The sequence below is a fragment of the Citrobacter sp. S39 genome (genome assembly GCF_009495675.1).
Taxonomy (GTDB): domain Bacteria; phylum Pseudomonadota; class Gammaproteobacteria; order Enterobacterales; family Enterobacteriaceae; genus Citrobacter; species Citrobacter freundii.
Map to the genome: position 1 here is coordinate 1,243,079 of NZ_CP045555.1, position 25,987 is coordinate 1,269,065.

Here is a 25,987-nt window from a genome sequence, read left to right on the forward strand (position 1 = left end):
AGCATTTTCGTCACTCACTTCCTTCGCGGCGTGCGTTGCTATTACGCCTGTCCGCACTCTGGCCATTATTTCTCATTCCTTCTCATCCCGGATGGAATCTCCCGCTGAATAGCTGTTCAGTGGGCTTTGTGACACGCATCGTTTGATAACAGGGATTACGGCGGGTCGGATATGGAAAAGATTAAGCGTCATCTGGTGTGGTGGGGCGCGGGTATTGTGGTGGTGGTTGCTGCAATAGCATGGTGGATGTTGCGTCCTGCGGGGATTCCGGAAGGTTTCGCGGCCAGCAACGGCAGAATAGAAGCTACCGAAGTGGATATTGCCACCAAGATTGCCGGACGAATTGACACAATCCTCGTATCGGAAGGGCAGTTCGTTCGTCAGGGCGAGGTGCTGGCGAAAATGGATACCCGCGTGCTGCAGGAGCAGCGGCTGGAAGCTGTCGCGCAAATCAAAGAAGCCGAAAGCGCGGTGGCGGCGGCACGAGCGCTGCTGGAACAGCGGCAAAGTGAAATGCGCGCCGCGCAGTCGGTGGTAAAACAGCGCGAGGCGGAACTGCAGTCGGTCTCTAAACGTCACGTTCGCTCCCGTTCTCTATCCCTGAGTGGGGCTGTATCCGAGCAACAGCTGGATGACGACAGGGCCGCGGCTGAAAGTGCTCGCGCGGCACTGGAATCCGCCAAGGCGCAGGTCTCTGCGGCAAAAGCCGCAATTGAAGCCGCACGTACCAGCATCATTCAGGCGCAAACCCGTGTAGAAGCCGCGCAGGCCACCGAACGTCGCATTGCCGCTGATATTGATGACAGCGAGCTGAAAGCCCCGCGCGATGGTCGCGTGCAGTACCGTGTCGCCGAACCGGGCGAGGTGCTTTCCGCGGGCGGTCGCGTACTGAATATGGTCGATCTCAGCGATGTCTACATGACGTTCTTCTTACCTACCGAACAGGCTGGTTTATTGAAGATTGGCGGTGAAGCTCGCCTGGTGCTGGATGCTGCGCCGGATCTGCGTATTCCGGCGACCATTAGCTTTGTGGCTAGCGTCGCGCAGTTCACGCCGAAAACGGTCGAAACCAGTGATGAACGGCTGAAGCTGATGTTCCGCGTTAAAGCGCGTATCCCGCCAGAGCTGTTGCAGCAGCATCTGGAGTACGTGAAAACCGGTCTGCCGGGCATGGCGTGGGTGCGTGTTGATGAAAATCGCCCCTGGCCTGACGACCTGGTGGTGAGGTTGCCGCAATGACGCATCTGGCGCTGGTTCCCGTTCCTCCCGTGGCGCACCTTGACGGCGTGAGTCAGCATTACGGGAAAACGGTCGCGCTGAACAACATCACGCTGGATATCCCTGCCCGCTGTATGGTGGGGCTTATTGGCCCGGATGGCGTCGGAAAATCGAGCCTGCTGTCGCTCATCTCCGGCGCGCGGGTCATTGAACACGGCAACGTGATGGTGCTAGGCGGCGATATGCGCGACCCAAAACATCGACGGGATGTCTGCCCGCGCATTGCCTGGATGCCGCAGGGGTTAGGGAAAAACCTGTACCATACGCTGTCGGTGTATGAGAACGTCGATTTCTTTGCCCGGCTGTTTGGTCATGATAAAGCGGAACGCGAAGCGCGGATTACCGAGCTGCTGAACAGCACCGGCCTGGCACCGTTTCGCGACCGTCCCGCCGGGAAACTCTCGGGCGGGATGAAGCAAAAGCTGGGGCTGTGCTGTGCGTTAATCCACGACCCGGAACTGTTAATTCTCGATGAACCCACCACCGGGGTCGATCCGCTGTCCCGCGCCCAGTTCTGGGATCTAATTAACAGCATTCGCCAGCGGCAGACTAACATGAGCGTGCTGGTTGCGACCGCTTACATGGAAGAAGCCGAGCGCTTTGACTGGCTGGTGGCGATGAACGCCGGGGAGGTGTTAGCCACCGGGAGCGCCCAGCAGCTACGCGAACAAACCAACAGCAACACGCTGGAGCAGGCGTTTATCGCGCTGCTACCTGAAGCCCAGCGCCAGGCGCATAAGCCGGTGGTGATCCCGCCGTATCACGCTGAGCAGGAAGAGATTGCTATCGAGGCGAAAGACCTGACTATGCGCTTCGGTAAGTTTGTCGCCGTTGACCACGTTAACTTTCGTATTCCGCGCGGGGAAATCTTCGGTTTTCTCGGCTCCAACGGCTGCGGTAAATCCACCACCATGAAGATGCTCACCGGTCTGCTACCCGCAAGCGAAGGTGAGGCGTGGCTGTTTGGGCAAGCGGTTGACCCGAAGAATATCGATACCCGCCGCCGGGTGGGCTATATGTCGCAGGCGTTTTCGCTCTACAGCGAGCTGACCGTCCGGCAAAACCTCGAACTACATGCGCGGTTGTTCCATATCCCCGAAGCAGAAATCCCCGGGCGGGTACAAGAGATGAGCGAGCGCTTTTCGCTGACCGATGTCGAAGACGCGTTGCCCGGCGCGCTGCCGTTGGGGATCCGTCAACGCCTGTCGCTGGCGGTGGCGGTGATCCATCGCCCGGAAATGCTCATTCTTGATGAGCCGACCTCCGGGGTCGATCCGGTGGCGAGGGACATGTTCTGGCAACTGATGGTCGATCTGTCGCGGCAGGACAAAGTGACCATTTTTATCTCCACCCACTTTATGAACGAAGCGGAGCGCTGCGACCGCATGTCGCTGATGCACGCCGGAAAAGTACTGGCCAGCGGCACGCCGCAGGAACTGGTGAAACAGCGTGGCGCCGCCAGTCTGGAAGAGGCGTTTATCTCCTGGTTACAGGAAGCGGCATGCCCGGCACCGGAAGCTCAGTTACCGCCAGCCAATGTTCCGATAGCGCATGAAAATAGTCAGCCGCCGCGGCAGGGCTTTAGCCTGCGGCGGTTGTTCAGCTACAGCCGCCGTGAAGCGCTGGAACTACGACGCGATCCGGTACGTTCAACCCTGGCGCTGATGGGCACAGTGATCCTGATGCTGATCATGGGCTACGGCATCAGCATGGATGTGGAAAACCTGCGTTTTTCGGTGCTCGATCGTGACCAGACCGTCAGCAGCCAGGCGTGGACACTGAATCTGGCGGGATCGCGCTATTTTATCGAACAGCCGCCGCTCACCAGTTATGACGAGCTGGACAAACGGATGCGTTCGGGCGAAGTGGCGGTAGCAATAGAGATCCCGCCAAACTTTGGCCGCGATATCGCGCGTGGCACGCCGGTGAAGATTGGCGTCTGGGTCGATGGCGCAATGCCGAGCCGCGCTGAAACGGTCAGAGGCTACGTACAGGCGATGCACCAGACCTGGCTGCAGGATGTGATGGCGCGTCAACCCAATGCCAGTGGGCAAAACGGGCTGATGACCATTGAAACTCGCTATCGTTACAACCCGGATGTAAAGAGTCTGCCGGCGATTGTTCCGGCGGTGATCCCGCTGCTGCTGATGATGATCCCCTCGATGCTCAGCGCCCTCAGCGTAGTGCGTGAGAAAGAGCTGGGGTCGATTATCAACCTGTACGTTACGCCCACGACCCGCAGCGAGTTTTTACTCGGCAAACAGTTGCCGTACATCGTGCTGGGGATGCTGAACTTCCTGCTGCTGTGTGCGCTGTCGGTGTTTGTGTTCGGCGTCCCGCATAAAGGGAGTTTTTTAACCCTGACGCTGGCCGCGCTGTTGTACGTCACCATTGCCACCGGGCTGGGTCTGTTAATTTCCACGTTTATGAAAAGCCAGATCGCGGCTATTTTTGGTACGGCGATTATTACGCTGATCCCGGCGACGCAGTTCTCCGGGATGATCGACCCGGTCGCCTCGCTCGAAGGGCCTGGACGCTGGATTGGTGAAATTTACCCGACCAGCCATTTTCTGACCATCGCGCGTGGGACGTTCTCTAAAGCGTTGGATCTGACCGATCTCTGGCAGCTGTTTATTCCGCTGGCGGTAGCCATTCCGGTGGTGATTGGTCTGAGCGTATTACTGCTGAAAAAACAGGAGGGGTGATGCGCCGATTACGCAATATTTATAACCTCGGTATCAAAGAGTTGCGCAGCCTGCTGGGTGACAAAGCGATGCTGACGCTGATCGTCTTTGCCTTCACGATTTCGGTTTATTCTTCCGCGACCGTCCTGCCGGGTTCGCTGCATCTGGCTCCGATTGCTATTGCCGATATGGACCAGTCGCAGTTGTCGAACCGGATTGTGAACAGCTTTTATCGCCCGTGGTTTTTACCGCCGGAGATGATCACCGCTGATGAGATGGATGCCGGACTGGACGCCGGGCGCTACACCTTCGCCGTGAACATTCCACCTGATTTTCAGCGTGATGTGTTGGCCGGTCGGCAGCCGGATATACAGGTTAACGTCGATGCCACGCGGATGAGCCAGGCCTTTACCGGCAACAGCTATATCCAGAATATCATCAGCGGCGAGGTGAACAGCTTTGTGGCCCGATACCGTGACAATCGTGAGCCGCCGGTGGCGCTGGAAATGCGTATGCGCTTTAACCCTAATCTGGAACCTGCCCGCTTTGGCGCGGTGATGGCGATTATCAACAACATCACCATGCTGGCGATCGTGCTTACCGGGTCGGCGCTAATTCGCGAGCGCGAGCACGGGACCATTGAGCATCTGCTGGTGATGCCGGTGACGCCGTTTGAGATCATGATGGCAAAAATCTGGTCGATGGGTCTGGTGGTGCTGGTGGTTTCCGGTCTGTCGCTGATGCTGATGGTAAAAGGCGTGCTTGGCGTACCGATTGAAGGTTCGATACCGCTGTTTATGCTGGGCGTGGCGCTGAGCCTGTTCGCCACCACCTCGATCGGTATTTTTATGGGCACGCTGGCGCGCTCTATGCCGCAACTGGGGTTACTGATGATTCTGGTACTGCTGCCGCTACAGATGCTCTCTGGTGGTTCTACACCGCGTGAAAGCATGCCGCAGGCGGTGCAGGACATAATGCTGACTATGCCAACTACCCATTTTGTCAGCCTCGCGCAGGCGATACTTTACCGCGGCGCAGGGTTTGGCATCGTCTGGCCGCAGTTCATGACGCTGTTGGCGATTGGCAGCGCGTTCTTCCTGATAGCGCTGCTGCGCTTTAGAAAGACGATTGGCACGATGGCGTAAACATTATTGCCAGGGGGCTTCGCTTGCCTGGCCTACAAACGGTAACGGAGTAGGCCGGATAAGGCGTAGCCGCCATCCGGCAACGAAACAGGCAATTACTCTTCTTTCGGCAGGCACTGCAAATGACCGTGGCGCACGCCGCGTTGGGAGATCACGTCATCGGCAAAATGCTGTACATCGCCCATGTCGCCTTTTAGTACGGCGATTTCCAGGCAGTCGTCATGGTTGATGTGCACGTGCAGCGTGGCGACCGATAAATCGTGGTGGTGGTGTTGGGTAGAAACAATGCGGCTCGCCAGGTCACGCTTCTCATGCTCATAAACATACGAGAGTACCGCGAAGCCCTGAGTGCCGTGCTCCTGAGTGGTTTCCTGCGCCAGTGCGCCGCGCAGAATATCGCGGATCGCTTCGGAACGGTTGTTGTAGCCACGGCGCTGACTCAGGCCGTCGAGCGTTTCTAATAAATCGTCATCAAGTGTGATGGTGATACGTTGCATCAGATTTCAACCTTACGATATTGCGCGGCGGTGCACGGGAATGAAAACATTACAGCCTGTGTACGGCGTCGGCGGTCAGGGTAAATGGCGTGGGGGTGCAAACCGCCAGGCTCAGGGTATCGATCTGGCACTGGCTGACGGAGAGTGAGGAGGTCAGCGCGGTACTGTCGACGCTGACGATTTGCCAGGCACTGCCGCCGCGCTGTTTCACGATAGCTTCTTTACGCGTCCAGATGCGCCAGAACGCCGCCAGCTGTTGCTCCGGGTGTTCGGCTTCAACTTCAGCGTGTTCCCCAAGACTGAATACCGTATTTGCCAGCGTTTGCCAGTTATCGCGCGGGCGAATAACTTCAATATCGCAGCCGACTTCCCCTTCGTCGCTGAGCAGCAGGACGATGTCATCGCCGCTGTGGCTGAGATTGAACCACAGCGGCGTATCGGCGGAAAAGGCCGGTTTTCCTTGCTCGCCATAGATGATGTTCGGTAATGGCGAAAGTGCATGGGAAAGCAGCACGCGACCTGCCAGCCAGCGCGCACGGCGAACACCTTGCGGCGCTTGCTCTTTCATCGCGGCAGGCAGTTCGCCAGCGCTTAAAACAGAAACTTTCCCAAGAACGATCCGGTACATATCAGGACTAACCTTTAGTAATAATGGGGTTGTGTACCACTCTTCACATGCTGTTTGCAAGTTTATCCCGGTAATCGACTTTTGGGCCTGCCGGGTCCGAGTAAAATTGCCAGTTTGCTACCGCCTGTGGTCGTTTCCATCCAGATTTTACACACGCTGGTTAACGGCACAGAGAGCAGCATGCCTACCGGGCCGAGCAGCCATCCCCATACCAGCAAAGAGAGGAAGACGATAAGCGTCGATAATCCCAGCCGATGCCCCATCATGCGGGGTTCGAGGATATTGCCAATAACCATATGCACCACCAGGAACAGCGCACCAACCAGTACGCATTCGTAAATGCCGTTGAACAGCAGCGCCTGGATCATGGGCGGGACGGCGGAAATGACCGAGCCAATGTTGGGCACGTAGTTTAGCAGGAAGGCCAGCACGCCCCACATCAGAGCAAACTGAATCCCCATCAGCGCCAGACCCAGCCAGATGATGGCACCGGTCCATAAGCTGAGCAACGTTTTCAGTGCCAGATAGTGAGATACGCCCTTGAGCGCCCGATGCAGCCCCGCAATATGGATTTGTGGGTTGTTCAGCGAAAAGCGCAGCTTATAAGGAACATGACGTACCTCAAACAGCATAAAGACGACCGTCATCACCAGCAGAACGACGCTGGCCATGGCGCCGGAAAGACTTGTCATCAGCGTGGTGGTGAAGGTCATTATTTTGTCGGAGTCCATGCGTTGTAGCATGCGCTCCGGGGACATATGCAGATTTAAAAAGGGAACCATCTCTTGTAAATGCAGGACCTTACGTGTCAGCTCCTTGTTGTATTTGGGTAGCATGGCCATGAATTCCGTGATCGAAGACGCGAGGACGCCGATCAGTGCCGTGAGGACGAACAGCATCACCACCACTACGAGCGTAATGGCAACCGGGCGACGTACTCCCCGGCGAATAAACCAGGCGACCAGCGGATTCAATACAATGGCAAAAAAGAGGGCCAGCAGCAGTTGCACAATGATATCCGCCGCGGCATGAATACCGGCGAGGATCACCACCAAAGCAGCCAGTTTGAGTAAAATGTGCAAACCCGTTTTATCGGGCTGAGCGGTTGTCATATTTTCTTCCTGTTTGCGTTTTTGCATTAAGTGTAGCGGCTGGCTTGCGGCTGAGATTCCTAAACTGACTGCTGATTTCTGCGCGGCAACATGGTAGAAATGAAACACTGTTGTGAAAACGTGGTGACCCTCCATGCCCGAACCCGTCGCTGAACCGACGCTGAACGGTTTACGCCTTAATCTGCGCATTGTCTCTGTGGTGATGTTCAACTTCGCCAGCTATCTGACCATCGGCCTGCCGCTCGCGGTATTGCCGGGCTACGTCCACGATGTGATGGGGTTCAGCGCCTTCTGGGCTGGGTTGGTTATCAGCCTGCAATATTTCGCTACGCTGCTGAGCCGTCCGCATGCCGGTCGCTATGCCGATCTGCTGGGGCCAAAGAAGATTGTGGTATTCGGGCTGTGTGGCTGCTTTTTAAGTGGTCTGGGCTATTTGCTGGCGGGATCAACGAACGGCTGGCCGTTGGCTAGTCTGCTGCTGCTGTGTCTGGGGCGGGTGATTCTCGGGATCGGGCAAAGCTTTGCCGGAACTGGCTCTACGCTGTGGGGCGTGGGGGTGGTTGGCTCAATGCACATCGGACGGGTGATTTCCTGGAATGGCATCGTGACCTATGGCGCGATGGCGATAGGCGCGCCGCTGGGCGTTCTGTTTTATGCCTGGGGGGGCTTACAGGGGCTGGCGCTGACCGTGATGGGCGTGGCGCTGGTGGCGATACTGCTGGCGCTCCCTCGTCCTGCGGTGAAGGCCAGCAAAGGCAAGCCGTTGCCGTTTCGCGCGGTGCTCGGGCGCGTCTGGTTGTACGGTATGGCGCTGGCCCTGGCCTCCGCTGGATTTGGGGTGATCGCCACGTTTATTACCCTGTTTTATGATGCCAAAGGCTGGGACGGCGCAGCTTTCGCGCTGACGCTTTTTAGCTGCACATTTGTCGGCACTCGACTGTTGTTCCCAAATGGTATCAACCGTTTAGGCGGGCTGAATGTGGCGATGATTTGCTTTAGCGTCGAGATTGTCGGGCTGCTGCTGGTCGGGATGGCTTCCATGCCGTGGATGGCGAAAATCGGCGTTCTGCTGGCTGGGGCTGGGTTCTCACTGGTTTTCCCGGCGCTGGGCGTGGTAGCGGTAAAAGCCGTCCCGCAGCAAAATCAGGGCGCTGCGCTGGCGACCTACACGGTGTTTATGGATTTATCGCTGGGGGTTACCGGGCCGCTGGCCGGGTTGATAATGACGTGGGCGGGCGTGCCGGTTATCTATCTGGCGGCAGCTGGGCTGGTGGCGGTGGCGTTATTGCTGACATGGCGGCTAAAAAAACGGCCTCAGGTGGTGTCACCGGAGGCCGCGTCATCGTCTTAACCGTTACTGGATAACCAGCGTGTTAATGATGTTTTCTGCGGTAGTCTGCGCTTTTTGCTGATCGTCAGCAGGCAGCGTGATTTGCAGGGTCAGCAGTTGATTGTCCACTTTACCCAGCAATACGGAAGAGTAAGCGGTCTGGCCTTTGGCTGAGATGATGCTGTCTAACTGCTGCAACGTGTGGCCTTTCAGCTCAATAGATTTATTGGTGACGACCTGCAGCTGTGGGTCGCGGCTACGCTGCTGATCTTCCAGACGTTTTGCCAGCACAGCCAGGTCTTCGTTGGTGTTGTCGCCAACAATCACAATCACCGCTTTCTGGCCGGTTGCGTCAGAATAGACGTGCATATTGTTCGCCTGGGTGCCCAGCTTGCCGCTCTGATCGGTCATATCCGCTGGCAGGGAAAAACTGAGTTTGCCGTCCAGCAGGCTGACCGGTTGTCCGCTGGCGCTACTTTCTGCGGCAGCACCCTCGGCTGGCGCTTTTGTATCGCTATTATCACAGGCTGCAAGCCCCATAACCAGCAGGCCAATACCGACATATTTAACCAGATTGCGCATTGACTTCTTCCTTTCGATAAACGGCCATAACGGCTCATTCGTCCATCTTATCACAACTCGGAAAATGAACCTTTAACTCGTCTGCAATGCAGCGATTTCGGATTTATCTGCCAGCCTTTTCAGCAACATATTCAGCAGCACGCCGTACATCGGCAGGAAGAAAATAATGCTGATCAGCACCTTGAAACAGTAATCGACCAGCGCGATTTCCATCCAGTGCTCGGCCATGAAGGCATCCGGGCTACGCCAGAAAGCGATAAAGAAGAAGGCCAACGTATCGCTGATATTGCCAAATAGCGTGGACGCTGTCGGTGCCAGCCACCAACGACGGTTCTGGCGCAGGCGGTTAAAGACATGCACATCCAGAATTTGTCCCAGCGCGTAAGCCATAAAGCTGGCGGCGGCGATACGGGCAACAAACAGGTTAAAGTGCAGCAGTGCGCCAAATCCCTGCCACGATCCCATATAAAACAGGGACGAAACGACATAGGAGATCAGCAACGCGGGGATCATCACCGCAAAGATGATACGTCGAGCCAGCGGCGCGCCAAAAATACGCACGGTCAGGTCGGTCGCGAGGAAAATAAACGGAAAGCTAAACGCGCCCCATGTGGTATGGAAACCAAAAATGGAGATTGGAAGCTGCACCAGATAGTTGCTGGAGGTGATCACCAGCAGATGAAATAGCGATAGCCAGAACAACGCTTTTAGGCGCTGAGTTTGTGTAAACGGAGTCATATTGTGACCTTTTTGTTGGATGGGGTGAGGGAACCCAATAAAAAACCGTCGCATGATACTGCTTTAAGAGCACATTGCAATGGTTGTTTTTCACGCAATCGTTAACCTGATTGGCTTACGCCACAACAGAGCGTAAAATAACGCCGTTTTTGTATGAATGAGACGACGATGAGCGACCTGTTTACTTCCCCCGACCATACTCTTGATGCCCAGGGACTGCGCTGCCCGGAACCGGTGATGATGGTGCGTAAAACCGTACGTGGCATGCAGGCCGGTGAAACACTGCTGATTGTCGCCGACGATCCGGCAACAACCCGCGATATTCCTGGCTTCTGTACCTTTATGGAGCATGAGCTAGTGGCCAAAGAGACCGACTCGCTGCCGTACCGCTATCTGCTGCGTAAAGGTCACTAGTTTTGTTTGCCGGATGGCGCTAACGCTTATCCGGCCTACAAAGAACGTGTAACCCGTAGGCCGGATAAGGCCACGCCGTCATCCGGCAAAAAACTATCCTTTACGTAACAACCGCAGCGCGTTAGCGGTCACCAGTACCGTTGCCCCCGTATCGGCCAGCACTGCCAGCCACAATCCGGTTATCCCGAGCAGCGTGGTGACGAGGAAAATCCCCTTCAGGCCCAGCGCAATCGCAATGTTCTGGCGAATATTGGCGTGGGTGGCCCGCGCCAGTTGAATCATTTGCACCAGACCGCGCAGGCGGTTGTGGGTCAGGGCGGCATCGGCGGTTTCCAGCGCGACGTCGGTCCCGCTTCCCATCGCAATGCCGATGGTAGCCGCTTTCATTGCCGGAGCGTCGTTGATACCGTCGCCAACCATCGCCAGCGGCGATTGTCGGTTGAGATGGGTAACGGCCTGCACCTTATCTTCCGGCAAGAGTCCTGCTTTAAATTCGAGACCCAGTTCACCGGCAATGGCGGCCGCTGCACGCGGGTTATCACCGGTCAGGATCACGCCTTTCACGCCAATCTGATCAAGCTCGGCGATAGCGTTGCGAGCGTCGTCGCGCAGCGTGTCCTGTAGGGCCAGCACGCCGAGTACAGTATCGTTACGCAGCACCAGCACCACCGTTTGGCCCGCGCTTTCCAGCTCGCTTATCTGCCCGGCAAAGGCATCAGCAGGCTGCTTACCGGCGGCGCAAATCAGCACGCGCTCGCCGTCGACCAGCGCTTCAATTCCAGAGCCAACCAGAGCCCGTTGCTCTCTTGCGACAGGAATAGTCAGTTCGCGTGTTTGTGCTTCCCGGACAATCGCTTGTGCCAGCGGGTGTGTCGCACCTTGCTCTACTGCTGCCGCCAGTGCCAGCAGTTCAGCTTCACCAATACCGCTTGCCGGATGAATCGCTGTGACGCGCGGTTTACCGATGGTCAGGGTGCCGGTTTTATCAAACGCCACCTGTGTGACTCTACCCAACTGTTCCAGCGCGGCACCGCCTTTGATTAACGCTCCACGACGCGCCGCGGCGGCAAGACCAGAGGTAATGGCTGCGGGGGTTGAAATCACCAGGGCGCAAGGACAGCCAATCAACAGCAGCGTCAGTCCTTTATAAATCCACTCCTGCCAGGATGCGGCAAACAGCAGCGGCGGTACGAGGGTGACCAGCAGCGCAACCGCCATAATAGCTGGAGTGTAAATTCGACTGAAACGGTCAATAAAGCGCTCAATGGGGGCGCGACGTTCTTCCGCTTCTTCAATCAGCTTCAGAATACGATCAATGGCGCTGGCGCCCGGTTCGGAGAGCACTTCCAGCGTAACCAGACGGTCCACGCTGGTAGCACCTGCCGGGACTTTCTCGCCGGTGGCGCGTTCAACCGGGATCGATTCGCCGGTCAGTGCGCTTTCATCAAAACTGGCAAAGCCGGAAACCAGTTTGCCGTCGGCAGGTAAACGCCCACCCGCGGCAACTTCAATAACATCGCCAGGGCGGAGGCTATTAATAGCCACCTCTTCGCGCTCGCCGTTACGCAGGCGCGTGGCGGTTTCCGGTTTGAGCGCCATCAGTGCACTGACCCCTTTACGGGCGCGGCTGGCGGCCCATCCTTCCAGGCGTTCGCCAATTAAAAACAGCAGCAGCACCATGGCGGCTTCCGCCGTCGCGCCGATAAACAGTGCGCCGATGGCGGCCACGCTCATCAATGTTTCAATGGCAAAGTAGCTGCCGGTTTTCATCAGACGCAGGGCCTGACGGGCAATGGGATACAGACCGACCAGCGTGGTGGCGATAAACGCTATCTGACCGAAGGGATGATTGAACTGCTCCAGCCCCCAGCTAATCGCCATCATGATAATCAGCGAAATCAGCGGTAAGTTTTCTTTAAAACGTGACTCGGGGGTGGCGTCCGTCGCGTGCTCATCGCGCAGGGTATAGCCTGCTTTTTGCACCGCGTTTTCAACTTGCTGGCGGATATCGGAACCGGCATCGACCACCAGTTTTTCAGTGGCGAACAGAACCTGGACCTGGTTGACGCCGCTGACCTGGCGGACCGCATTCTCTACTTTGCGGGCGCAGGCTGCACAGTCCATGCCCGCCACTTTCCAAGAATAGCGGGTACCTAGTACGGTATCGGATACGGGCGGTGTAGTGGAGCAGCTTCCTTCGCAGCAGCAGTCATCCGCCTTTTGTGGCGCAGGCGCTGGCTTGAAAGAAGAAAATTGTGGGGCCTTTTTGCCACTGGTATCAGGTGTCGACATGGCATCCTCCGGTTGATAATCATTTCGTATTAACCGGAGGATACACTCTGGAGTCGACTCCAGAGTCAAGCGTTTTAAAGATACAACGAACGAACAATCAGGAAATGTCCGGCGAAGTAGCAGGCGGCGGCAATGGCGTTATCGGCGCGAAAGCGACGACGGTAATGGCTACCCAGCCAGACAATATTGCCGATGAACAGGAGCGATGCGCCCATAAATGCCGACAGCGCCGGAGCGGTCGGGCGGAAGAACCACAGCTCACCGGCCATCCAGACCATCATCAGTGTGATGCCAATAAAGGTGCAGATAGCGACACGCAGCTCTTCCAGACGCGTCCAGATCACGGCGATCAGCAACGCCCCCAGTACCGCCAGCACCAACGGCAAAGGCCAGAAGAACGACAGCGTCATTTGGCTGGCGAAGTAAATGGTATACAGCAGATGCGACAGGAAGAATGCCCCCACTGCGTACAGCAGGCGTTGGCGCGGCAATAACGTCAGCGCATCGCCCAGCAGCGAGGCCAGCAGACCAGCCAGCACCAGATAGCTGATAGCGTTAAACATTGGCGCCTGCCAGGCCAGCAGCGCCAGCAGGAGTAACGTCAGGGGTTTAAAGACCCAGCGTTGCCAGGCGGGCCCACGATAGGAAGCATCCACGAACAACCATGCGGAAAGGCAGACAGCGATAAACGACCAAAGCATCTTAGTTCCTTGAATTCGTTATTTTTTCGTAAGCGGGGTGCTTACGGCTCTACTGTCCAGTGTAGAGGTCGACACTGCCAGATGACAACACCATAACGGGCAATGTATGCTTATTTCCGCATTTTCTGATGGGTTAATACTATGAGCAAACCACCACTTTTTTTCATTGTTATCATTATCTTAATTGTTGTCGCCGCGTCGTTTCGCTTTGTTCAGCAGCGGCGTGAAAAAGCCGATAATGATGCGGCGCCGCTGGTGCAAAAGCAGGTGGTGGTGAGTAACAAACGGGAAAAACCGCTTAACGATCGACGATCCCGTCAACAGGAAGTGAGCCCGGCGGGAACCAGCATGCGCTATGAAGCCAGCTTTAAGCCACAAAACGGCGGCCTGGAGCAGACGTTTCGTCTGGATGCTCAGCAGTACCATGCGCTAACGGTCGGGGATAAAGGCACGCTAAGTTACAAAGGTTCACGTTTTGTTGATTTTACGCTTGAACGCTAAGGTGTCATCTGACTGATGCCGGATGGCGGCTTACGCCTTATCCGGCCTACAGATTTTTTCGCCCCGGCTCGCAACGTGCCGCCGGGCGAAAAGATCGCAGTTACTTCTTCAGCTGATCTTTAATCTTCTTCTGCCACACCAGTAGCTCAAAGACGCCGAACAGAAAAATACGGATTTTCTCTCCGTTGGTCATCTGTGGGCCATCTTTAGGCATGGTGCTTTTTAGTAGCGCCAACTGCATGCCATGCATCAGCACCATAAATATCAGTGCGACGTTAACGAAGATGTTAAGTGGGCGTGGAAAGGGTTGGAAAATATTCAGTAGTAAAAATGCCCAGACGCACAGCATCAGCAGGCGTCCCAGGTTAATCAACATCGTGTTCTCCTCGTGCTTCACGTTGGTACAGGCGATAGGCGACCTGTCCGGCAACTTTCTCACGGTATAGCGACCAGTTCACCGGAACCGGCGGCAAACCGTTTTCTACTTCGCTTTCAACGTAAATATACGCTTCATTTGCCAGCCAGCCATGAGTTTCCAGAAGTGTTAATGTTTCTTCCAGTAACCCTTTGCGAAACGGCGGATCCACAAATACCACGTTATGCGGCGTACCCGTCTGAGCCAAAAATGTCAGCGTATTGGTATTGACGACGTGGGCATGGGAGGCTTTCAGGGTGGCGAGGTTCTTTTGTAGCTGCTGAGATACCGCGCGATCCATCTCCAGAAGCGTCGCATTTGCCGCATAGCGAGAGAGGGCTTCCAGCCCCAGCGCGCCGCTGCCGGCGAAGCAGTCCAGACAGTGAGCATCGACCATTACCGGGGCCAGCCAGTTAAACAACGTTTCGCGCACACGGTCGGTGGTCGGACGCAGGCCGGGGCTGTCCGGAACCGGGAGTTTACGGCCACGCCATTGTCCGCCAATAATGCGGATCTGGCCGCTACCAGAGTGATTCGGTTTTTTCATTTCTATTATTGCTCAATCCGCCTATAGCATGTCATTCCAGGCGGTGATGTGAGTTAAGTTAACCCGTCGCTTTTCAAGTTACCTCTTCGTTGGCTGCACTTACTTACCCGAATCACTTACTAAAAGTAAGCTCATCGGGATTCGTGCGCTTGCCGCCTTGACGTAACTCGAAATTCATTGGGTATAAGTGATAGACTATTTCATCATTTTTTTAGCTGCTATGTACATAGCGTTGACGCTGTGCCATGAAGCAACAGCGGGGGAGTGTAGTCGCAAATGGCGAAAGAGAAAAAACGTGGCTTTTTTTCCTGGCTGGGCTTTGGTCAAAAAGAGCAGGCACCGGAAAACGAGACAGAAGTAAAAAACGAAGAACAACAACCGGTTGCTGAAGAAACTACCGTCGTTGACGAACAGCCGCGCGCCGAGGAAACCCGTAGCGAGGCGGAAACGCAAGCCTTTGCAGCTGAAGTCGTTGAAGTAACTGAACAGGTTGCGGAAATTGAGAAACCGCAGCCGGAAGAAGAACCTGTCGCCGAACAAGCGCAGCCGGAAATTGAGCCGGTTGCTGAAACTGTAGTGGAAACGCCAGCGGCGGTGGTTATCGAACGCGAAGAATTGCCGCTGCCGGAAGAGGTGAAAACCGAAGAAGTTTCTGCCGAAGAGTGGCAGGCCGAAGCGGAAACCGTGGAAATCGTTGAGGCGGCTGAAGAAGAAGCTGAAAACGAGCCGCAACTGACCGACGAAGAGCTGGAAGCCCAGGCGCTGGCCGCTGAGGCTGCTGAAGAAGCGGTTATGGTGGCGCCGGTAGAAGAACCGGTAGAAGAAGAGGTGGTCCAGGAGCAGGAAAAACCAACCAAAGAAGGTTTCTTTGCGCGTCTGAAACGCAGCCTGCTGAAAACAAAAGAAAACCTCGGTTCCGGATTTATCAGTCTGTTCCGTGGTAAAAAGATCGACGATGATCTGTTTGAAGAGCTGGAAGAGCAGCTGCTGATCGCCGATGTGGGCGTAGAAACGACCCGTAAGATCATTGCGAATCTGACAGAAGGTGCCAGCCGCAAGCAGCTTAAAGATGCGGAAGCGCTGTACGGCCTGCTGAAAGAAGAGATGGGCGAGATTCTGGCGAAGGTTGACGAACCGCTGAATGTTGAGGGCAAAACACCATTTGTTATCTTAATGGTTGGCGTCAACGGTGTGGGCAAAACCACCACTATTGGTAAGCTGGCGCGTCAGTTTGAGCAGCAGGGTAAATCAGTAATGCTGGCGGCGGGCGATACTTTCCGTGCGGCGGCGGTAGAACAGCTGCAGGTCTGGGGTCAGCGTAATAATATCCCGGTGATTGCTCAGCATACCGGTGCGGATTCCGCGTCCGTTATCTTTGATGCCATCCAGGCGGCGAAGGCGCGTAACGTAGATGTGCTGATCGCTGATACCGCAGGGCGTTTGCAGAATAAATCGCACCTGATGGAAGAATTGAAAAAAATCGTTCGCGTCATGAAGAAGCTGGACGAAGATGCGCCGCATGAAGTTATGCTGACTATCGACGCCAGCACCGGGCAGAATGCGATAAGCCAGGCCAAACTGTTCCATGAAGCGGTGGGCTTAACCGGTATCACCCTGACCAAGCTGGACGGTACGGCGAAGGGCGGGGTTATCTTCTCGGTTGCCGATCAGTTTGGCATCCCTATCCGCTATATCGGTGTGGGCGAACGTATCGAGGATTTACGTCCGTTTAAAGCGGACGATTTTATAGAGGCACTTTTTGCCCGAGAGGATTAACAATGATTCGCTTTGAACATGTCAGCAAGGCCTATCTCGGTGGGAGACAAGCGCTGCAGGGAGTGACCTTCCATATGCAGCCTGGCGAGATGGCGTTTCTGACCGGCCACTCCGGCGCGGGGAAAAGTACCCTGCTGAAGCTGATTTGTGGAATTGAACGGCCCAGCGCCGGGAAAATCTACTTTAGCGGGCATGACATCAGCCGTTTGAAAAACCGCGAAGTGCCGTTTCTGCGTCGTCAGATTGGCATGATTTTTCAGGATCACCACCTGTTGATGGACAGAACCGTGTTTGACAACGTGGCAATCCCACTGATCATCGCGGGCGCCAGCGGGGACGATATTCGTCGTCGCGTGTCAGCGGCGCTGGATAAGGTCGGGCTGTTGGACAAAGCGAAAAACTTCCCGATTCAGCTCTCTGGCGGTGAACAACAGCGCGTCGGCATTGCCCGTGCGGTGGTGAATAAACCAGCGGTGCTGCTGGCGGATGAACCAACGGGGAACCTGGATGACGCGCTGTCGGAAGGGATCCTGCGCCTGTTCGAAGAGTTTAACCGCGTCGGGGTCACGGTATTAATGGCCACGCACGATATTGGCCTGATCTCCCGTCGCTCCTATCGCCAAATGGTTCTGAGCGATGGACATCTGCATGGAGGCCTGGCGCATGAATAGACGTGACGCTATTAATCAAATCAAGCAGTTCGGTGGCCGACTGGATCGCTTTCGTAAATCGGGCGGTGCACCGGGTGACGGCGGTCGCAACGCGCCTAAGCGTGCGAAGGCCACGCCAAAGCCGAACTCGCGTAAAACCAATGTCTTTAATGAGCAGGTACGTTATGCGTTCCAGGGCGCGTTACAGGACCTGAAAAGCAAGCCGCTGGCGACGTTCCTGACGGTGATGGTTATTGCCATCTCCCTGACGCTACCAAGCGTGTGCTACATGGTTTATAAGAACGTAAACCATGCAGCAAGCCAGTATTATCCGTCCCCGCAGATCACCGTTTACCTGCAAAAAACGCTGGATGATGATGCGGCGGCGCGGGTGGTTGGTCAGTTGCAGGCCGAGCAGGGCGTGGAGAAAGTGAATTATCTTTCCCGTGACGACGCGCTGGGCGAATTCCGTAACTGGTCTGGATTTGGCGGTGCGCTGGATATGCTGGAAGAGAACCCGCTGCCGGCCGTGGCGGTGGTGATCCCCAAACTGGACTTCCAGGGTACGGAGTCGCTAAACACGCTGCGTGACCGCATCGCACAAATCAACGGTATTGATGAAGTGCGGATGGATGACAGCTGGTTCGCTCGCCTGGCGGCGCTGACGGGTCTTGTCGGACGCGTTTCCGCGATGATTGGCGTGCTGATGGTGGCGGCGGTCTTCCTCGTCATCGGTAACAGCGTGCGTCTGAGTATTTTTGCGCGTCGCGATACTATTAACGTGCAAAAACTGATTGGCGCGACGGATGGATTTATCCTGCGTCCGTTCCTCTACGGCGGGGCACTGCTCGGTTTTTCCGGTGCATTTCTTTCACTGATTTTGTCAGAAATTTTGGTGATGCGTCTGTCGTCAGCGGTGACTGAAGTGGCACAGGTATTTGGAACCAAGTTTGATATCAATGGCTTATCATTCGATGAATGCCTGTTATTGCTGCTGGTGTGCTCGATGATTGGCTGGGTGGCAGCCTGGCTTGCCACGGTTCAACATTTACGCCACTTTACCCCCGATTAAAAAATCTCTGGTATAATCTTTCCCTGCACTGAGTAGTTCGCTCTGCAGGGAAAGAGTCCCTGTGATCTCTTCCCGGCGTATTCATTGTGATGTCACATTTTGTGCGTAATCTATACACATTACGACATGGAACTTGTGGATAAAATCACTGTCTGATAAAAGATTGAATGATATTCTCGTTGCTCATAAGCTCTGGCATGGTTGTTGCTATTGGTTTTAGCCAATGCGCCAGATGAAAAGATTGAGAGGATTTGAATGACCAAAGAAATGCAAAATTTAGCTTTAGCCCCTGTTGGTAACCTGGAATCTTACATCCGGGCTGCGAACGCGTGGCCGATGTTGTCGGCTGACGAGGAGCGGGCACTGGCTGAAAAGCTGCATTACCAGGGCGATCTGGAAGCAGCTAAAACGCTGATCCTGTCTCACCTGCGCTTTGTTGTTCATGTTGCTCGTAATTATGCGGGCTATGGCCTGCCGCAGGCGGATTTGATTCAGGAAGGTAATATCGGCCTGATGAAAGCCGTGCGCCGTTTCAACCCGGAAGTGGGTGTGCGCCTGGTTTCCTTCGCTGTGCATTGGATCAAAGCTGAGATCCACGAATACGTTCTGCGTAACTGGCGTATCGTTAAAGTCGCGACCACTAAAGCGCAGCGTAAGCTGTTCTTTAACCTGCGTAAAACCAAGCAGCGTCTGGGCTGGTTTAACCAGGATGAAGTTGAAATGGTTGCTCGCGAGCTGGGTGTTTCCAGCAAAGACGTGCGCGAAATGGAATCCCGTATGGCGGCGCAGGACATGACGTTTGACATGTCTTCAGACGATGAGTCTGACAGCCAGCCGATGGCCCCGGTGCTGTATCTGCAGGATAAATCTTCTAACTTTGCCGACGGCATTGAAGAAGATAACTGGGAAGATCAGGCCGCGAACAAACTGACCCACGCAATGGAAGGTCTGGACGAGCGTAGCCAGGACATCATTCGTGCTCGTTGGCTGGACGAAGACAACAAGTCGACGTTGCAGGAACTGGCCGATCGCTATGGCGTTTCCGCTGAACGTGTTCGTCAGCTTGAAAAGAACGCCATGAAAAAATTGCGCGCGGCGATCGAAGCATAATCTTCCAGCCGACCTGGAAATGCTGATAAACCCTGGATGAAAATCCGGGGTTTTTTGTTTTTATCTCTCCCCCTCTCTCCTGACGTTTATGCTTTTTGTCATCAAGTTGTTATCTGCATGTCAAATTTAGCTATTCCAAAATAATAAAAATCGGGTATGTTTTAGCAGAGTATGCTGCTAAAGCACGGGTGGCTATCCAATAATCGAAATAAAGTGCTGAACAACAACATCACAACACACGTAATAACCACAATAATGGGGATTGTCAGGATGAATATGAAGGGTAAAGCGTTATTGGCAGGATGTATCGCCCTGTCTTTGAGCAATATGGCGTTTGCTAAGGATATTAAAGTTGCTGTCGTCGGCGCGATGTCCGGTCCGGTAGCGCAGTATGGCGATCAGGAATTTACTGGCGCAGAGCAGGCGATTGCAGATATCAATGCCAAAGGCGGCGTGAAAGGTGACAAACTGGTCATGGTGAAATATGACGATGCCTGTGACCCGAAACAAGCGGTAGCGGTAGCTAACAAAGTGGTCAACGACGGGATTAAATATGTTATCGGCCACCTGTGCTCATCTTCCACTCAGCCTGCGTCAGATATCTATGAAGACGAAGGCATTCTGATGATTACCCCAGCGGCAACGGCGCCAGAGCTGACCGCACGCGGCTATAACCTGGTGTTACGTACCACCGGTCTGGATTCCGATCAGGGCCCGACTGCTGCCAAATATATCGTTGAAAAAGTGAAGCCGAAGCGCATTGCGATCGTTCACGACAAACAACAGTATGGTGAAGGCCTGGCGCGTTCCGTGCAGGACAACCTCAAGAAAGCCAACGCTGACGTGGTGTTCTTCGATGGGATCACCGCTGGCGAGAAAGATTTCTCTACTCTGGTGGCGCGTCTGAAGAAAGAGAATATCGATTTCGTTTACTACGGTGGTTACCACCCGGAAATGGGGCAGATTCTGCGCCAGGCACGCGCTGCGGGTCTGAAAACCCAGTTTATGGGACCAGAAGGGGTAGCGAACGTGTCGTTGTCTAACATCGCGGGTGAGTCTGCGGAAGGCTTACTGGTAACGAAACCGAAGAACTACGATCAGGTTCCGGCGAACAAACCGATTGTGGACGCGATCAAAGCCAAGAAACAGGATCCGAGCGGTGCATTCGTATGGACCACCTACGCCGCGCTGCAATCCTTGCAGGCCGGTCTGAACCAGTCTGACGACCCGGCTGAAATTGCCAAATACCTGAAAGCAAACTCAGTGGAAACCGTAATGGGGCCGCTGTCATGGGATGCGAAGGGCGATCTGAAAGGCTTCGAATTCGGCGTGTTTGACTGGCATGCTAATGGTACGGCGACAGACGCCAAGTAATTTTCCTGGCGCCTTTCGCGCTGCAGGTGCGTTGGCTACGTTATTCAACCCCGGTCACTTACTTCTGTAAGCTCCCGGGGACTTCATAACTTGCCGCCTTCCTGCAGCGCGAAATTCTTGGAAAATTGCGAGGTGGTTTTTTATTTTTTCTCCCAGCATGTAGGCCGGATAAGCGTCAGCGCCATCCGGCTTTTTTATCTTTTTTCCCAGCCATTTTCCTGGGCCGTAAACCCTAACGCCTGCATAAACGCGGCCATCACGCTGCGGTCTTCAACGCCGACGTCGGCCATCCACCATGAACTCACGTCAGAGTTTTCCCGGATCACTTCTTCGATCAAATACTGCCCGACGCCGCGGCGGCGGGTGATATCGCGTACGCGCAATGAATCCAATGCGCCTTGTGTGCCGCTCAGGGTTACGCGAACTGCGCCTAACAGACGCTCGTTAAAGCGCGCGGCGTAGATCCGGTGCGTTTCATCTACGCTTAATGATGAGGCGGAATATTCCGGCCAGATTTTGCCCAGATCAATCTGGTCCTGGTCGCTAAAGTTATCTAAACGAACGATGGTCAGCTTCATTAACAGCATGTCCAAATCACAAAAGATGGAATGAGTGTACCGAAATAATTCGCCCGGATGCTTTCTCTTTTTTATGTGAATAACCAGATTAATAATTTTGTAACAACAGTAATGACAGTTTGAAACCGTAGAGATTGAAAAACAGGCAGAATAATACCCTGGAATGCAGCATTTTATTCGGCTCTTTGTACCGTTATTTTATGCTGACAAACGTGCTTTTTTTTGTTTATCTATAGTGAAAAGCAGAATATTATCTTTTCTTAATCGACTGAAAAATAGAGATTTTAGCCTGATTTTGCTTAAATGACTGCGCTAAACCATTAATGAGACTGGTAAAAATAGTGCAGTTCAAAAAAAGCACAGACTGCTTTTTAACCACATAAATACAAAATATTAATTACGTCACGAATGGGGATTCAGGTAATGAAACGGAATGCGAAAACAATCATCGCAGGGGTGATAGCACTGGCAATGTCACACGCGGTCATGGCGGAAGATATCAAGGTCGCTGTTGTCGGCGCGATGTCAGGTCCGGTCGCGCAGTGGGGTGATATGGAATTTAATGGCGCACGTCAGGCCATTAAAGATATCAATGCCAAAGGCGGGGTCAAAGGCGACAAACTGGTCGCTGTGGAATATGACGACGCCTGCGATCCGAAACAGGCCGTTGCAGTAGCGAACAAAATCGTCAATGACGGCATTCAGTACGTTATTGGACATCTGTGCTCATCTTCCACGCAGCCCGCATCAGATATCTATGAAGATGAAGGCATTCTGATGATTTCTCCGGGCGCCACAAACCCGGAACTGACCCAGCGCGGTTACGCTCACATTATGCGTACAGCGGGCCTGGACTCCTCTCAAGGGCCGACCGCCGCGAAATACATTCTGGAGAAGGTGAAGCCGCAGCGCATTGCCATCATTCACGATAAACAGCAATACGGTGAAGGCCTGGCGCGTTCAGTGCAGGACAGCCTGAAAGCGGGCAAAGCCAACATCGTTTTCTTTGACGGTATCACCGCCGGGGAAAAAGATTTTTCTGCGCTGATCGCTCGCCTGAAAAAAGAAAATATCGACTTTGTTTATTACGGCGGCTACTACCCGGAAATGGGGCAAATGCTGCGCCAGGCACGTTCCGTCGGGCTGAAAACCCAGTTTATGGGACCAGAGGGCGTCGGCAATGCGTCGCTGTCTAACATTGCTGGTGATGCCGCTGAGGGCATGCTGGTGACCATGCCAAAACGCTATGACCAGGATCCGGCGAATAAAGCTATCGTCGATGCGCTCAAAGCTGACAAGAAAGATCCAACTGGACCGTACGTGTGGATCACTTATGCAGCCGTCCAGTCATTGGCGACAGCAATGGATCGCAGCGGTAGCAAAGAGCCGCTGGACCTGGTGAAAGATCTGAAAGCACACGGGGCTGATACCGTGATTGGGCCGCTGAAATGGGACGAAAAAGGCGATTTGAAGGGATTTGAGTTTGGTGTCTTCCAGTGGCATGCGGACGGTTCATCGACCGTCGCGAAGTAATACCTGAAGACGAGTTATCCCACCGCCCGTGTAAAATGGGCGGGTATAAAAAGGTTACCTTATGTCCGAGCAGTTCCTCTATTTCTTGCAGCAGATGTTTAACGGCGTCACGCTGGGAAGCACCTACGCGCTGATCGCCATCGGTTACACGATGGTGTACGGCATTATCGGCATGATCAACTTCGCCCATGGCGAGGTGTATATGATCGGCAGCTATGTCTCCTTTATGATCATCGCTGCGCTAATGATGATGGGCATTGATTCCAGTTGGCTACTGGTCGCGGCGGGCTTCGTTGGCGCGATTGTGATTGCCAGCGCCTACGGCTGGAGCATTGAACGCGTGGCGTATCGACCCGTGCGCAGCTCTAAGCGCCTGATTGCGCTGATTTCCGCTATCGGGATGTCCATCTTCCTGCAAAACTACGTCAGCCTGACGGAAGGTTCGCGCGATGTGGCACTGCCCAGCCTGTTTAATGGGCAGTGGACCGTTGGCAGTAGCGAAAACTTCTCTGCTTCCATCACCACCATGCAGCTGGTTATCTGGATTGTAACCTTCCTGGCGATGCTGGCGCTGACGCTATTTATCCGTTACTCCCGTATGGGGCGCGCCTGCCGTGCCTGCGCGGAAGACCTGAAAATGGCCAGCCTGCTCGGCATCAACACCGATCGCGTGATTGCGCTGACCTTTGTGATTGGCGCGGCAATGGCGGCGGTCGCGGGCGTGCTGCTTGGTCAATTCTATGGCGTAATTAACCCGTACATCGGCTTTATGGCCGGGATGAAGGCCTTTACCGCAGCGGTGCTTGGCGGCATCGGCAGCATTCCTGGGGCGATGATCGGCGGCCTGATTCTGGGCGTCGCGGAAGCGCTCTCCTCTGCTTATCTGAGTACTGAATACAAAGACGTCGTTTCATTCGCGCTGCTGATTCTGGTGCTGCTGGTGATGCCGACCGGTATTCTGGGTCGCCCGGAGGTAGAGAAAGTATGAAACCGATGCATTTTGCAATGGCGCTGCTCTCTGCCGCCATGTTCTTCGTCCTGGCGGGCGTCTTTATGGGCGTTCAGTTAGAGCTTGACGGCACCAAACTGGTGGTGGATTCCGCGGCGGATATTCGCTGGCAGTGGGTGTTTATTGGTACTGGCGTGGTCTTCCTCTTTCAGTTGCTGCGTCCAGCTTTCCAGAAGGGCCTGAAGAGCGTCTCCGGACCGAAGTTTATTCTGCCGGCGATTGACGGCTCCACCGTTAAACAGAAGCTGTTCCTGGTGGCGTTGCTGGTGATTGCCGTGGCGTGGCCGTTTATGGTCTCGCGCGGTACGGTGGATATCGCCACGCTGACGATGATTTATATCATCCTCGGCCTCGGCTTAAACGTGGTGGTGGGGCTTTCCGGCCTGCTGGTGCTGGGCTACGGCGGCTTTTATGCCATTGGCGCTTACACCTTCGCGCTGCTGAACCACTATTACGGACTCGGCTTCTGGACCTGTCTGCCGCTGGCGGGGCTGGTTTCCGCTGCTGCTGGCTTCCTGCTCGGCTTCCCGGTACTGCGCCTGCGCGGTGATTATCTGGCTATTGTGACCTTAGGCTTCGGTGAAATCGTCCGTATCCTGCTGCTCAACAACACCGAAGTGACCGGTGGCCCGAACGGTATCAGCCAGATCCCGAAACCGACCTTTTTCGGTCTGGAGTTTAGCCGTACCGCTCGTGAAGGCGGCTGGGATACCTTCAGCAACTTCTTTAACGTCAAGTACGATCCCTCTGACCGCGTCATTTTCCTCTATCTGGTGGCGCTGCTGCTGGTGGTCTTCTCGCTGTTTGTGATTAACCGTCTGCTGCGTATGCCGTTGGGCCGTGCGTGGGAAGCGCTACGTGAAGATGAAATTGCCTGTCGCTCGCTGGGCTTAAACCCTACGCGCATCAAACTGACAGCTTTTACCATCAGCGCCGCGTTTGCCGGTTTTGCCGGTACGCTGTTTGCCGCGCGCCAGGGGTTTGTCAGCCCGGAATCCTTCACCTTTGCCGAGTCGGCCTTTGTGCTGGCGATTGTGGTATTGGGCGGAATGGGCTCACAGTTTGCGGTGATCCTCGCGGCCATCCTGCTGGTAGTGTCACGCGAGCTGATGCGTGATTTCAACGAATACAGCATGTTAATGCTGGGTGGTTTAATGGTACTGATGATGATCTGGCGTCCGCAGGGCTTGTTGCCGATGACCCGTCCACAGTTGAAACTGAAAAACGGGGAAGCAAAAGGAGAGCAGGCATGAGTCAGCCATTATTATCTGTTAACGGCCTGATGATGCGCTTCGGCGGTCTGCTGGCGGTAAACAACGTTGAACTGGAACTGCGGCCGCAGGAAATAGTTTCGTTAATCGGGCCAAACGGCGCGGGAAAAACCACGGTCTTTAACTGTCTGACCGGTTTTTATAAGCCGACCGGCGGGACGATTAAGCTGCGCGACCAGCATCTGGAAGGACTACCGGGTCAGCAAATCGCGCGTATGGGCGTGGTGCGTACTTTCCAGCACGTACGTCTGTTTCGCGAAATGACGGTGATTGAAAACCTGCTGGTGGCGCAACATCAGCAACTGAAAACCGGCGTCTTCTCCGGCCTGTTGAAAACTCCGTCGTTCCGTCGCGCGCAGAGTGAAGCGTTGGATCGCGCCGCCACCTGGCTGGAGCGTATTGGTTTGCTGGAGCACGCCAACCGTCAGGCGAGTAACCTGGCCTACGGCGATCAGCGTCGTCTGGAGATTGCCCGTTGCATGGTGACCCAGCCGGAAATCCTGATGCTCGACGAACCCGCTGCAGGACTCAACCCGAAAGAGACCAAAGAGCTGGACGAGCTGATTGCTGAACTGCGTAACCATCACAACACCACCATTTTGTTGATTGAGCACGACATGAAGCTGGTGATGGGGATTTCTGACCGTATTTACGTGGTGAACCAGGGCACGCCGCTGGCGAATGGGACGCCGGAACAGATTCGTAATAACCCGGATGTTATCCGCGCCTATTTAGGTGAAGCATAATGGG

At 54.8% G+C, this 25,987-nt stretch carries 25 protein-coding genes and 1 pseudogene; 15 read left to right on the forward strand and 11 right to left on the reverse strand.

Annotated features, from left to right (window positions below; genetic code table 11):
• Positions 1-171: 171 nt before the first annotated feature.
• The 3 genes from GFB57_RS05790 to GFB57_RS05800 are packed head-to-tail and all read left to right on the forward strand — an operon-like array spanning position 172 to position 5,107.
• The gene (locus tag GFB57_RS05790) at positions 172-1,239 is read left to right on the forward strand and encodes an HlyD family efflux transporter periplasmic adaptor subunit (RefSeq protein WP_290366943.1); all 1,068 of its coding nucleotides are present in this window, start codon (positions 172-174) and stop codon (positions 1,237-1,239) included.
• Positions 1,236-3,983, forward strand: a complete 2,748-nt coding sequence (gene rbbA / locus GFB57_RS05795; RefSeq protein ID WP_003023382.1) for a ribosome-associated ATPase/putative transporter RbbA — start codon at positions 1,236-1,238, stop codon at positions 3,981-3,983. The genes GFB57_RS05790 and rbbA overlap by 4 nt, the downstream gene beginning before the upstream one ends.
• Positions 3,983-5,107, forward strand: a complete 1,125-nt coding sequence (locus tag GFB57_RS05800; protein WP_003023385.1) for an ABC transporter permease — start codon at positions 3,983-3,985, stop codon at positions 5,105-5,107. The genes rbbA and GFB57_RS05800 overlap by 1 nt, the downstream gene beginning before the upstream one ends.
• Before the next feature lie 95 nt (positions 5,108-5,202).
• Here the strand turns inward: GFB57_RS05800 and nikR are convergent, their stop codons facing one another.
• From nikR to GFB57_RS05815, 3 genes are all read right to left on the reverse strand, one after another.
• A complete protein-coding gene (nikR, locus tag GFB57_RS05805; protein ID WP_003023387.1) occupies positions 5,203-5,604 on the reverse strand; it encodes a nickel-responsive transcriptional regulator NikR in 402 nt (133 codons plus the stop codon).
• A 49-nt stretch (positions 5,605-5,653) separates the two neighbouring features.
• On the reverse strand, positions 5,654-6,232 hold the full coding sequence (gene acpT, locus GFB57_RS05810) for a 4'-phosphopantetheinyl transferase AcpT (RefSeq protein WP_003023390.1): 579 nt from the start codon (positions 6,230-6,232) through the stop codon (positions 5,654-5,656).
• 62 nt (positions 6,233-6,294) lie between these two features.
• On the reverse strand, positions 6,295-7,344 hold the full coding sequence (locus GFB57_RS05815) for an AI-2E family transporter (RefSeq protein ID WP_003023393.1): 1,050 nt from the start codon (positions 7,342-7,344) through the stop codon (positions 6,295-6,297).
• A gap of 133 nt (positions 7,345-7,477) precedes the next feature.
• On the opposite strand from GFB57_RS05815, the gene GFB57_RS05820 reads away from it, so the two are divergent.
• Positions 7,478-8,695, forward strand: coding sequence for an MFS transporter (locus tag GFB57_RS05820; RefSeq protein WP_003023396.1), 1,218 nt, complete (start codon positions 7,478-7,480; stop codon positions 8,693-8,695).
• A gap of 3 nt (positions 8,696-8,698) precedes the next feature.
• On the opposite strand, the gene GFB57_RS05825 is transcribed toward GFB57_RS05820, so the two are convergent.
• Both GFB57_RS05825 and GFB57_RS05830 read right to left on the reverse strand, forming a co-directional pair.
• Positions 8,699-9,256: a DcrB family lipoprotein gene (locus GFB57_RS05825; protein WP_003023399.1), complete on the reverse strand. Its 558-nt coding sequence runs from the start codon at positions 9,254-9,256 to the stop codon at positions 8,699-8,701.
• Between the two features lie 72 nt (positions 9,257-9,328).
• Positions 9,329-9,994 (reverse strand): 7-cyano-7-deazaguanine/7-aminomethyl-7-deazaguanine transporter, encoded by a 666-nt coding sequence (locus GFB57_RS05830; RefSeq protein WP_003023401.1) that lies wholly within the window; start codon positions 9,992-9,994, stop codon positions 9,329-9,331.
• 168 nt (positions 9,995-10,162) lie between these two features.
• On the opposite strand from GFB57_RS05830, the gene tusA reads away from it, so the two are divergent.
• On the forward strand, positions 10,163-10,408 hold the full coding sequence (gene tusA, locus GFB57_RS05835) for a sulfurtransferase TusA (RefSeq protein ID WP_003023404.1): 246 nt from the start codon (positions 10,163-10,165) through the stop codon (positions 10,406-10,408).
• 93 nt (positions 10,409-10,501) lie between these two features.
• On the opposite strand, the gene zntA is transcribed toward tusA, so the two are convergent.
• Both zntA and GFB57_RS05845 read right to left on the reverse strand, forming a co-directional pair.
• Positions 10,502-12,700 (reverse strand): Zn(II)/Cd(II)/Pb(II) translocating P-type ATPase ZntA, encoded by a 2,199-nt coding sequence (gene zntA, locus GFB57_RS05840; RefSeq protein ID WP_003023407.1) that lies wholly within the window; start codon positions 12,698-12,700, stop codon positions 10,502-10,504.
• A gap of 74 nt (positions 12,701-12,774) precedes the next feature.
• Complete coding sequence (locus tag GFB57_RS05845; RefSeq protein WP_003023410.1) at positions 12,775-13,401, reverse strand: lysoplasmalogenase; 627 nt, start codon at positions 13,399-13,401, stop codon at positions 12,775-12,777.
• 141 nt (positions 13,402-13,542) lie between these two features.
• Here GFB57_RS05845 and GFB57_RS05850 point away from each other — a divergent pair, with 141 nt between their 5' ends.
• On the forward strand, positions 13,543-13,902 hold the full coding sequence (locus GFB57_RS05850) for a DUF2500 domain-containing protein (RefSeq protein WP_003023413.1): 360 nt from the start codon (positions 13,543-13,545) through the stop codon (positions 13,900-13,902).
• A 100-nt stretch (positions 13,903-14,002) separates the two neighbouring features.
• Here the strand turns inward: GFB57_RS05850 and GFB57_RS05855 are convergent, their stop codons facing one another.
• Together GFB57_RS05855 and rsmD are read right to left on the reverse strand one after the other, a co-directional pair.
• Positions 14,003-14,278: a DUF1145 family protein gene (locus tag GFB57_RS05855; protein ID WP_003023415.1), complete on the reverse strand. Its 276-nt coding sequence runs from the start codon at positions 14,276-14,278 to the stop codon at positions 14,003-14,005.
• Positions 14,268-14,864: a 16S rRNA (guanine(966)-N(2))-methyltransferase gene (gene rsmD, locus GFB57_RS05860; RefSeq protein ID WP_003023417.1), complete on the reverse strand. Its 597-nt coding sequence runs from the start codon at positions 14,862-14,864 to the stop codon at positions 14,268-14,270. Before rsmD ends, GFB57_RS05855 begins: the two co-directional genes overlap by 11 nt.
• A 276-nt stretch (positions 14,865-15,140) precedes the next feature.
• Between rsmD and ftsY the strand changes: the two genes are divergently transcribed.
• The 5 genes from ftsY to livJ all read left to right on the forward strand — a co-directional run bounded on the left by ftsY (position 15,141) and on the right by livJ (position 20,846).
• A complete protein-coding gene (ftsY, locus tag GFB57_RS05865) occupies positions 15,141-16,640 on the forward strand; it encodes a signal recognition particle-docking protein FtsY (protein WP_003023419.1) in 1,500 nt (499 codons plus the stop codon).
• 2 nt (positions 16,641-16,642) lie between these two features.
• The gene (gene ftsE / locus GFB57_RS05870; protein ID WP_003023420.1) at positions 16,643-17,311 is read left to right on the forward strand and encodes a cell division ATP-binding protein FtsE; all 669 of its coding nucleotides are present in this window, start codon (positions 16,643-16,645) and stop codon (positions 17,309-17,311) included.
• A complete protein-coding gene (gene ftsX / locus GFB57_RS05875; RefSeq protein WP_003023423.1) occupies positions 17,304-18,362 on the forward strand; it encodes a permease-like cell division protein FtsX in 1,059 nt (352 codons plus the stop codon). Before ftsE ends, ftsX begins: the two co-directional genes overlap by 8 nt.
• A gap of 255 nt (positions 18,363-18,617) precedes the next feature.
• Positions 18,618-19,472 (forward strand): RNA polymerase sigma factor RpoH, encoded by an 855-nt coding sequence (rpoH, locus tag GFB57_RS05880; RefSeq protein WP_003023425.1) that lies wholly within the window; start codon positions 18,618-18,620, stop codon positions 19,470-19,472.
• Positions 19,473-19,742: 270 nt separating this feature from the next.
• A complete protein-coding gene (gene livJ / locus GFB57_RS05885) occupies positions 19,743-20,846 on the forward strand; it encodes a branched chain amino acid ABC transporter substrate-binding protein LivJ (RefSeq protein WP_003023428.1) in 1,104 nt (367 codons plus the stop codon).
• A gap of 83 nt (positions 20,847-20,929) precedes the next feature.
• Here the strand turns inward: livJ and GFB57_RS05890 are convergent.
• Both GFB57_RS05890 and panM read right to left on the reverse strand, forming a co-directional pair.
• Positions 20,930-21,056: pseudogene (locus GFB57_RS05890) on the reverse strand (hypothetical protein).
• Positions 21,041-21,424 carry an aspartate 1-decarboxylase autocleavage activator PanM gene (gene panM / locus GFB57_RS05895; protein ID WP_003023430.1) on the reverse strand — a complete coding sequence of 128 codons (384 nt, stop codon included), beginning with the start codon at positions 21,422-21,424 and terminating at the stop codon, positions 21,041-21,043. The pseudogene GFB57_RS05890 and the gene panM overlap by 16 nt, the downstream one beginning before the upstream one ends.
• A gap of 423 nt (positions 21,425-21,847) precedes the next feature.
• Between panM and livK the strand changes: the two genes are divergently transcribed.
• The 4 genes from livK to livG all read left to right on the forward strand — a co-directional run bounded on the left by livK (position 21,848) and on the right by livG (position 25,983).
• A complete protein-coding gene (livK, locus tag GFB57_RS05900) occupies positions 21,848-22,957 on the forward strand; it encodes a high-affinity branched-chain amino acid ABC transporter substrate-binding protein LivK (protein WP_003023433.1) in 1,110 nt (369 codons plus the stop codon).
• Between the two features lie 61 nt (positions 22,958-23,018).
• Positions 23,019-23,945, forward strand: coding sequence for a high-affinity branched-chain amino acid ABC transporter permease LivH (gene livH / locus GFB57_RS05905; protein WP_003023435.1), 927 nt, complete (start codon positions 23,019-23,021; stop codon positions 23,943-23,945).
• Entirely contained in the window at positions 23,942-25,219 is a 1,278-nt protein-coding gene (gene livM, locus GFB57_RS05910; RefSeq protein ID WP_003023436.1) for a branched chain amino acid ABC transporter permease LivM, read from the forward strand. Before livH ends, livM begins: the two co-directional genes overlap by 4 nt.
• Positions 25,216-25,983 carry a high-affinity branched-chain amino acid ABC transporter ATP-binding protein LivG gene (livG, locus tag GFB57_RS05915; RefSeq protein WP_003023438.1) on the forward strand — a complete coding sequence of 256 codons (768 nt, stop codon included), beginning with the start codon at positions 25,216-25,218 and terminating at the stop codon, positions 25,981-25,983. Before livM ends, livG begins: the two co-directional genes overlap by 4 nt.
• Positions 25,984-25,987 lie beyond the last annotated feature (4 nt).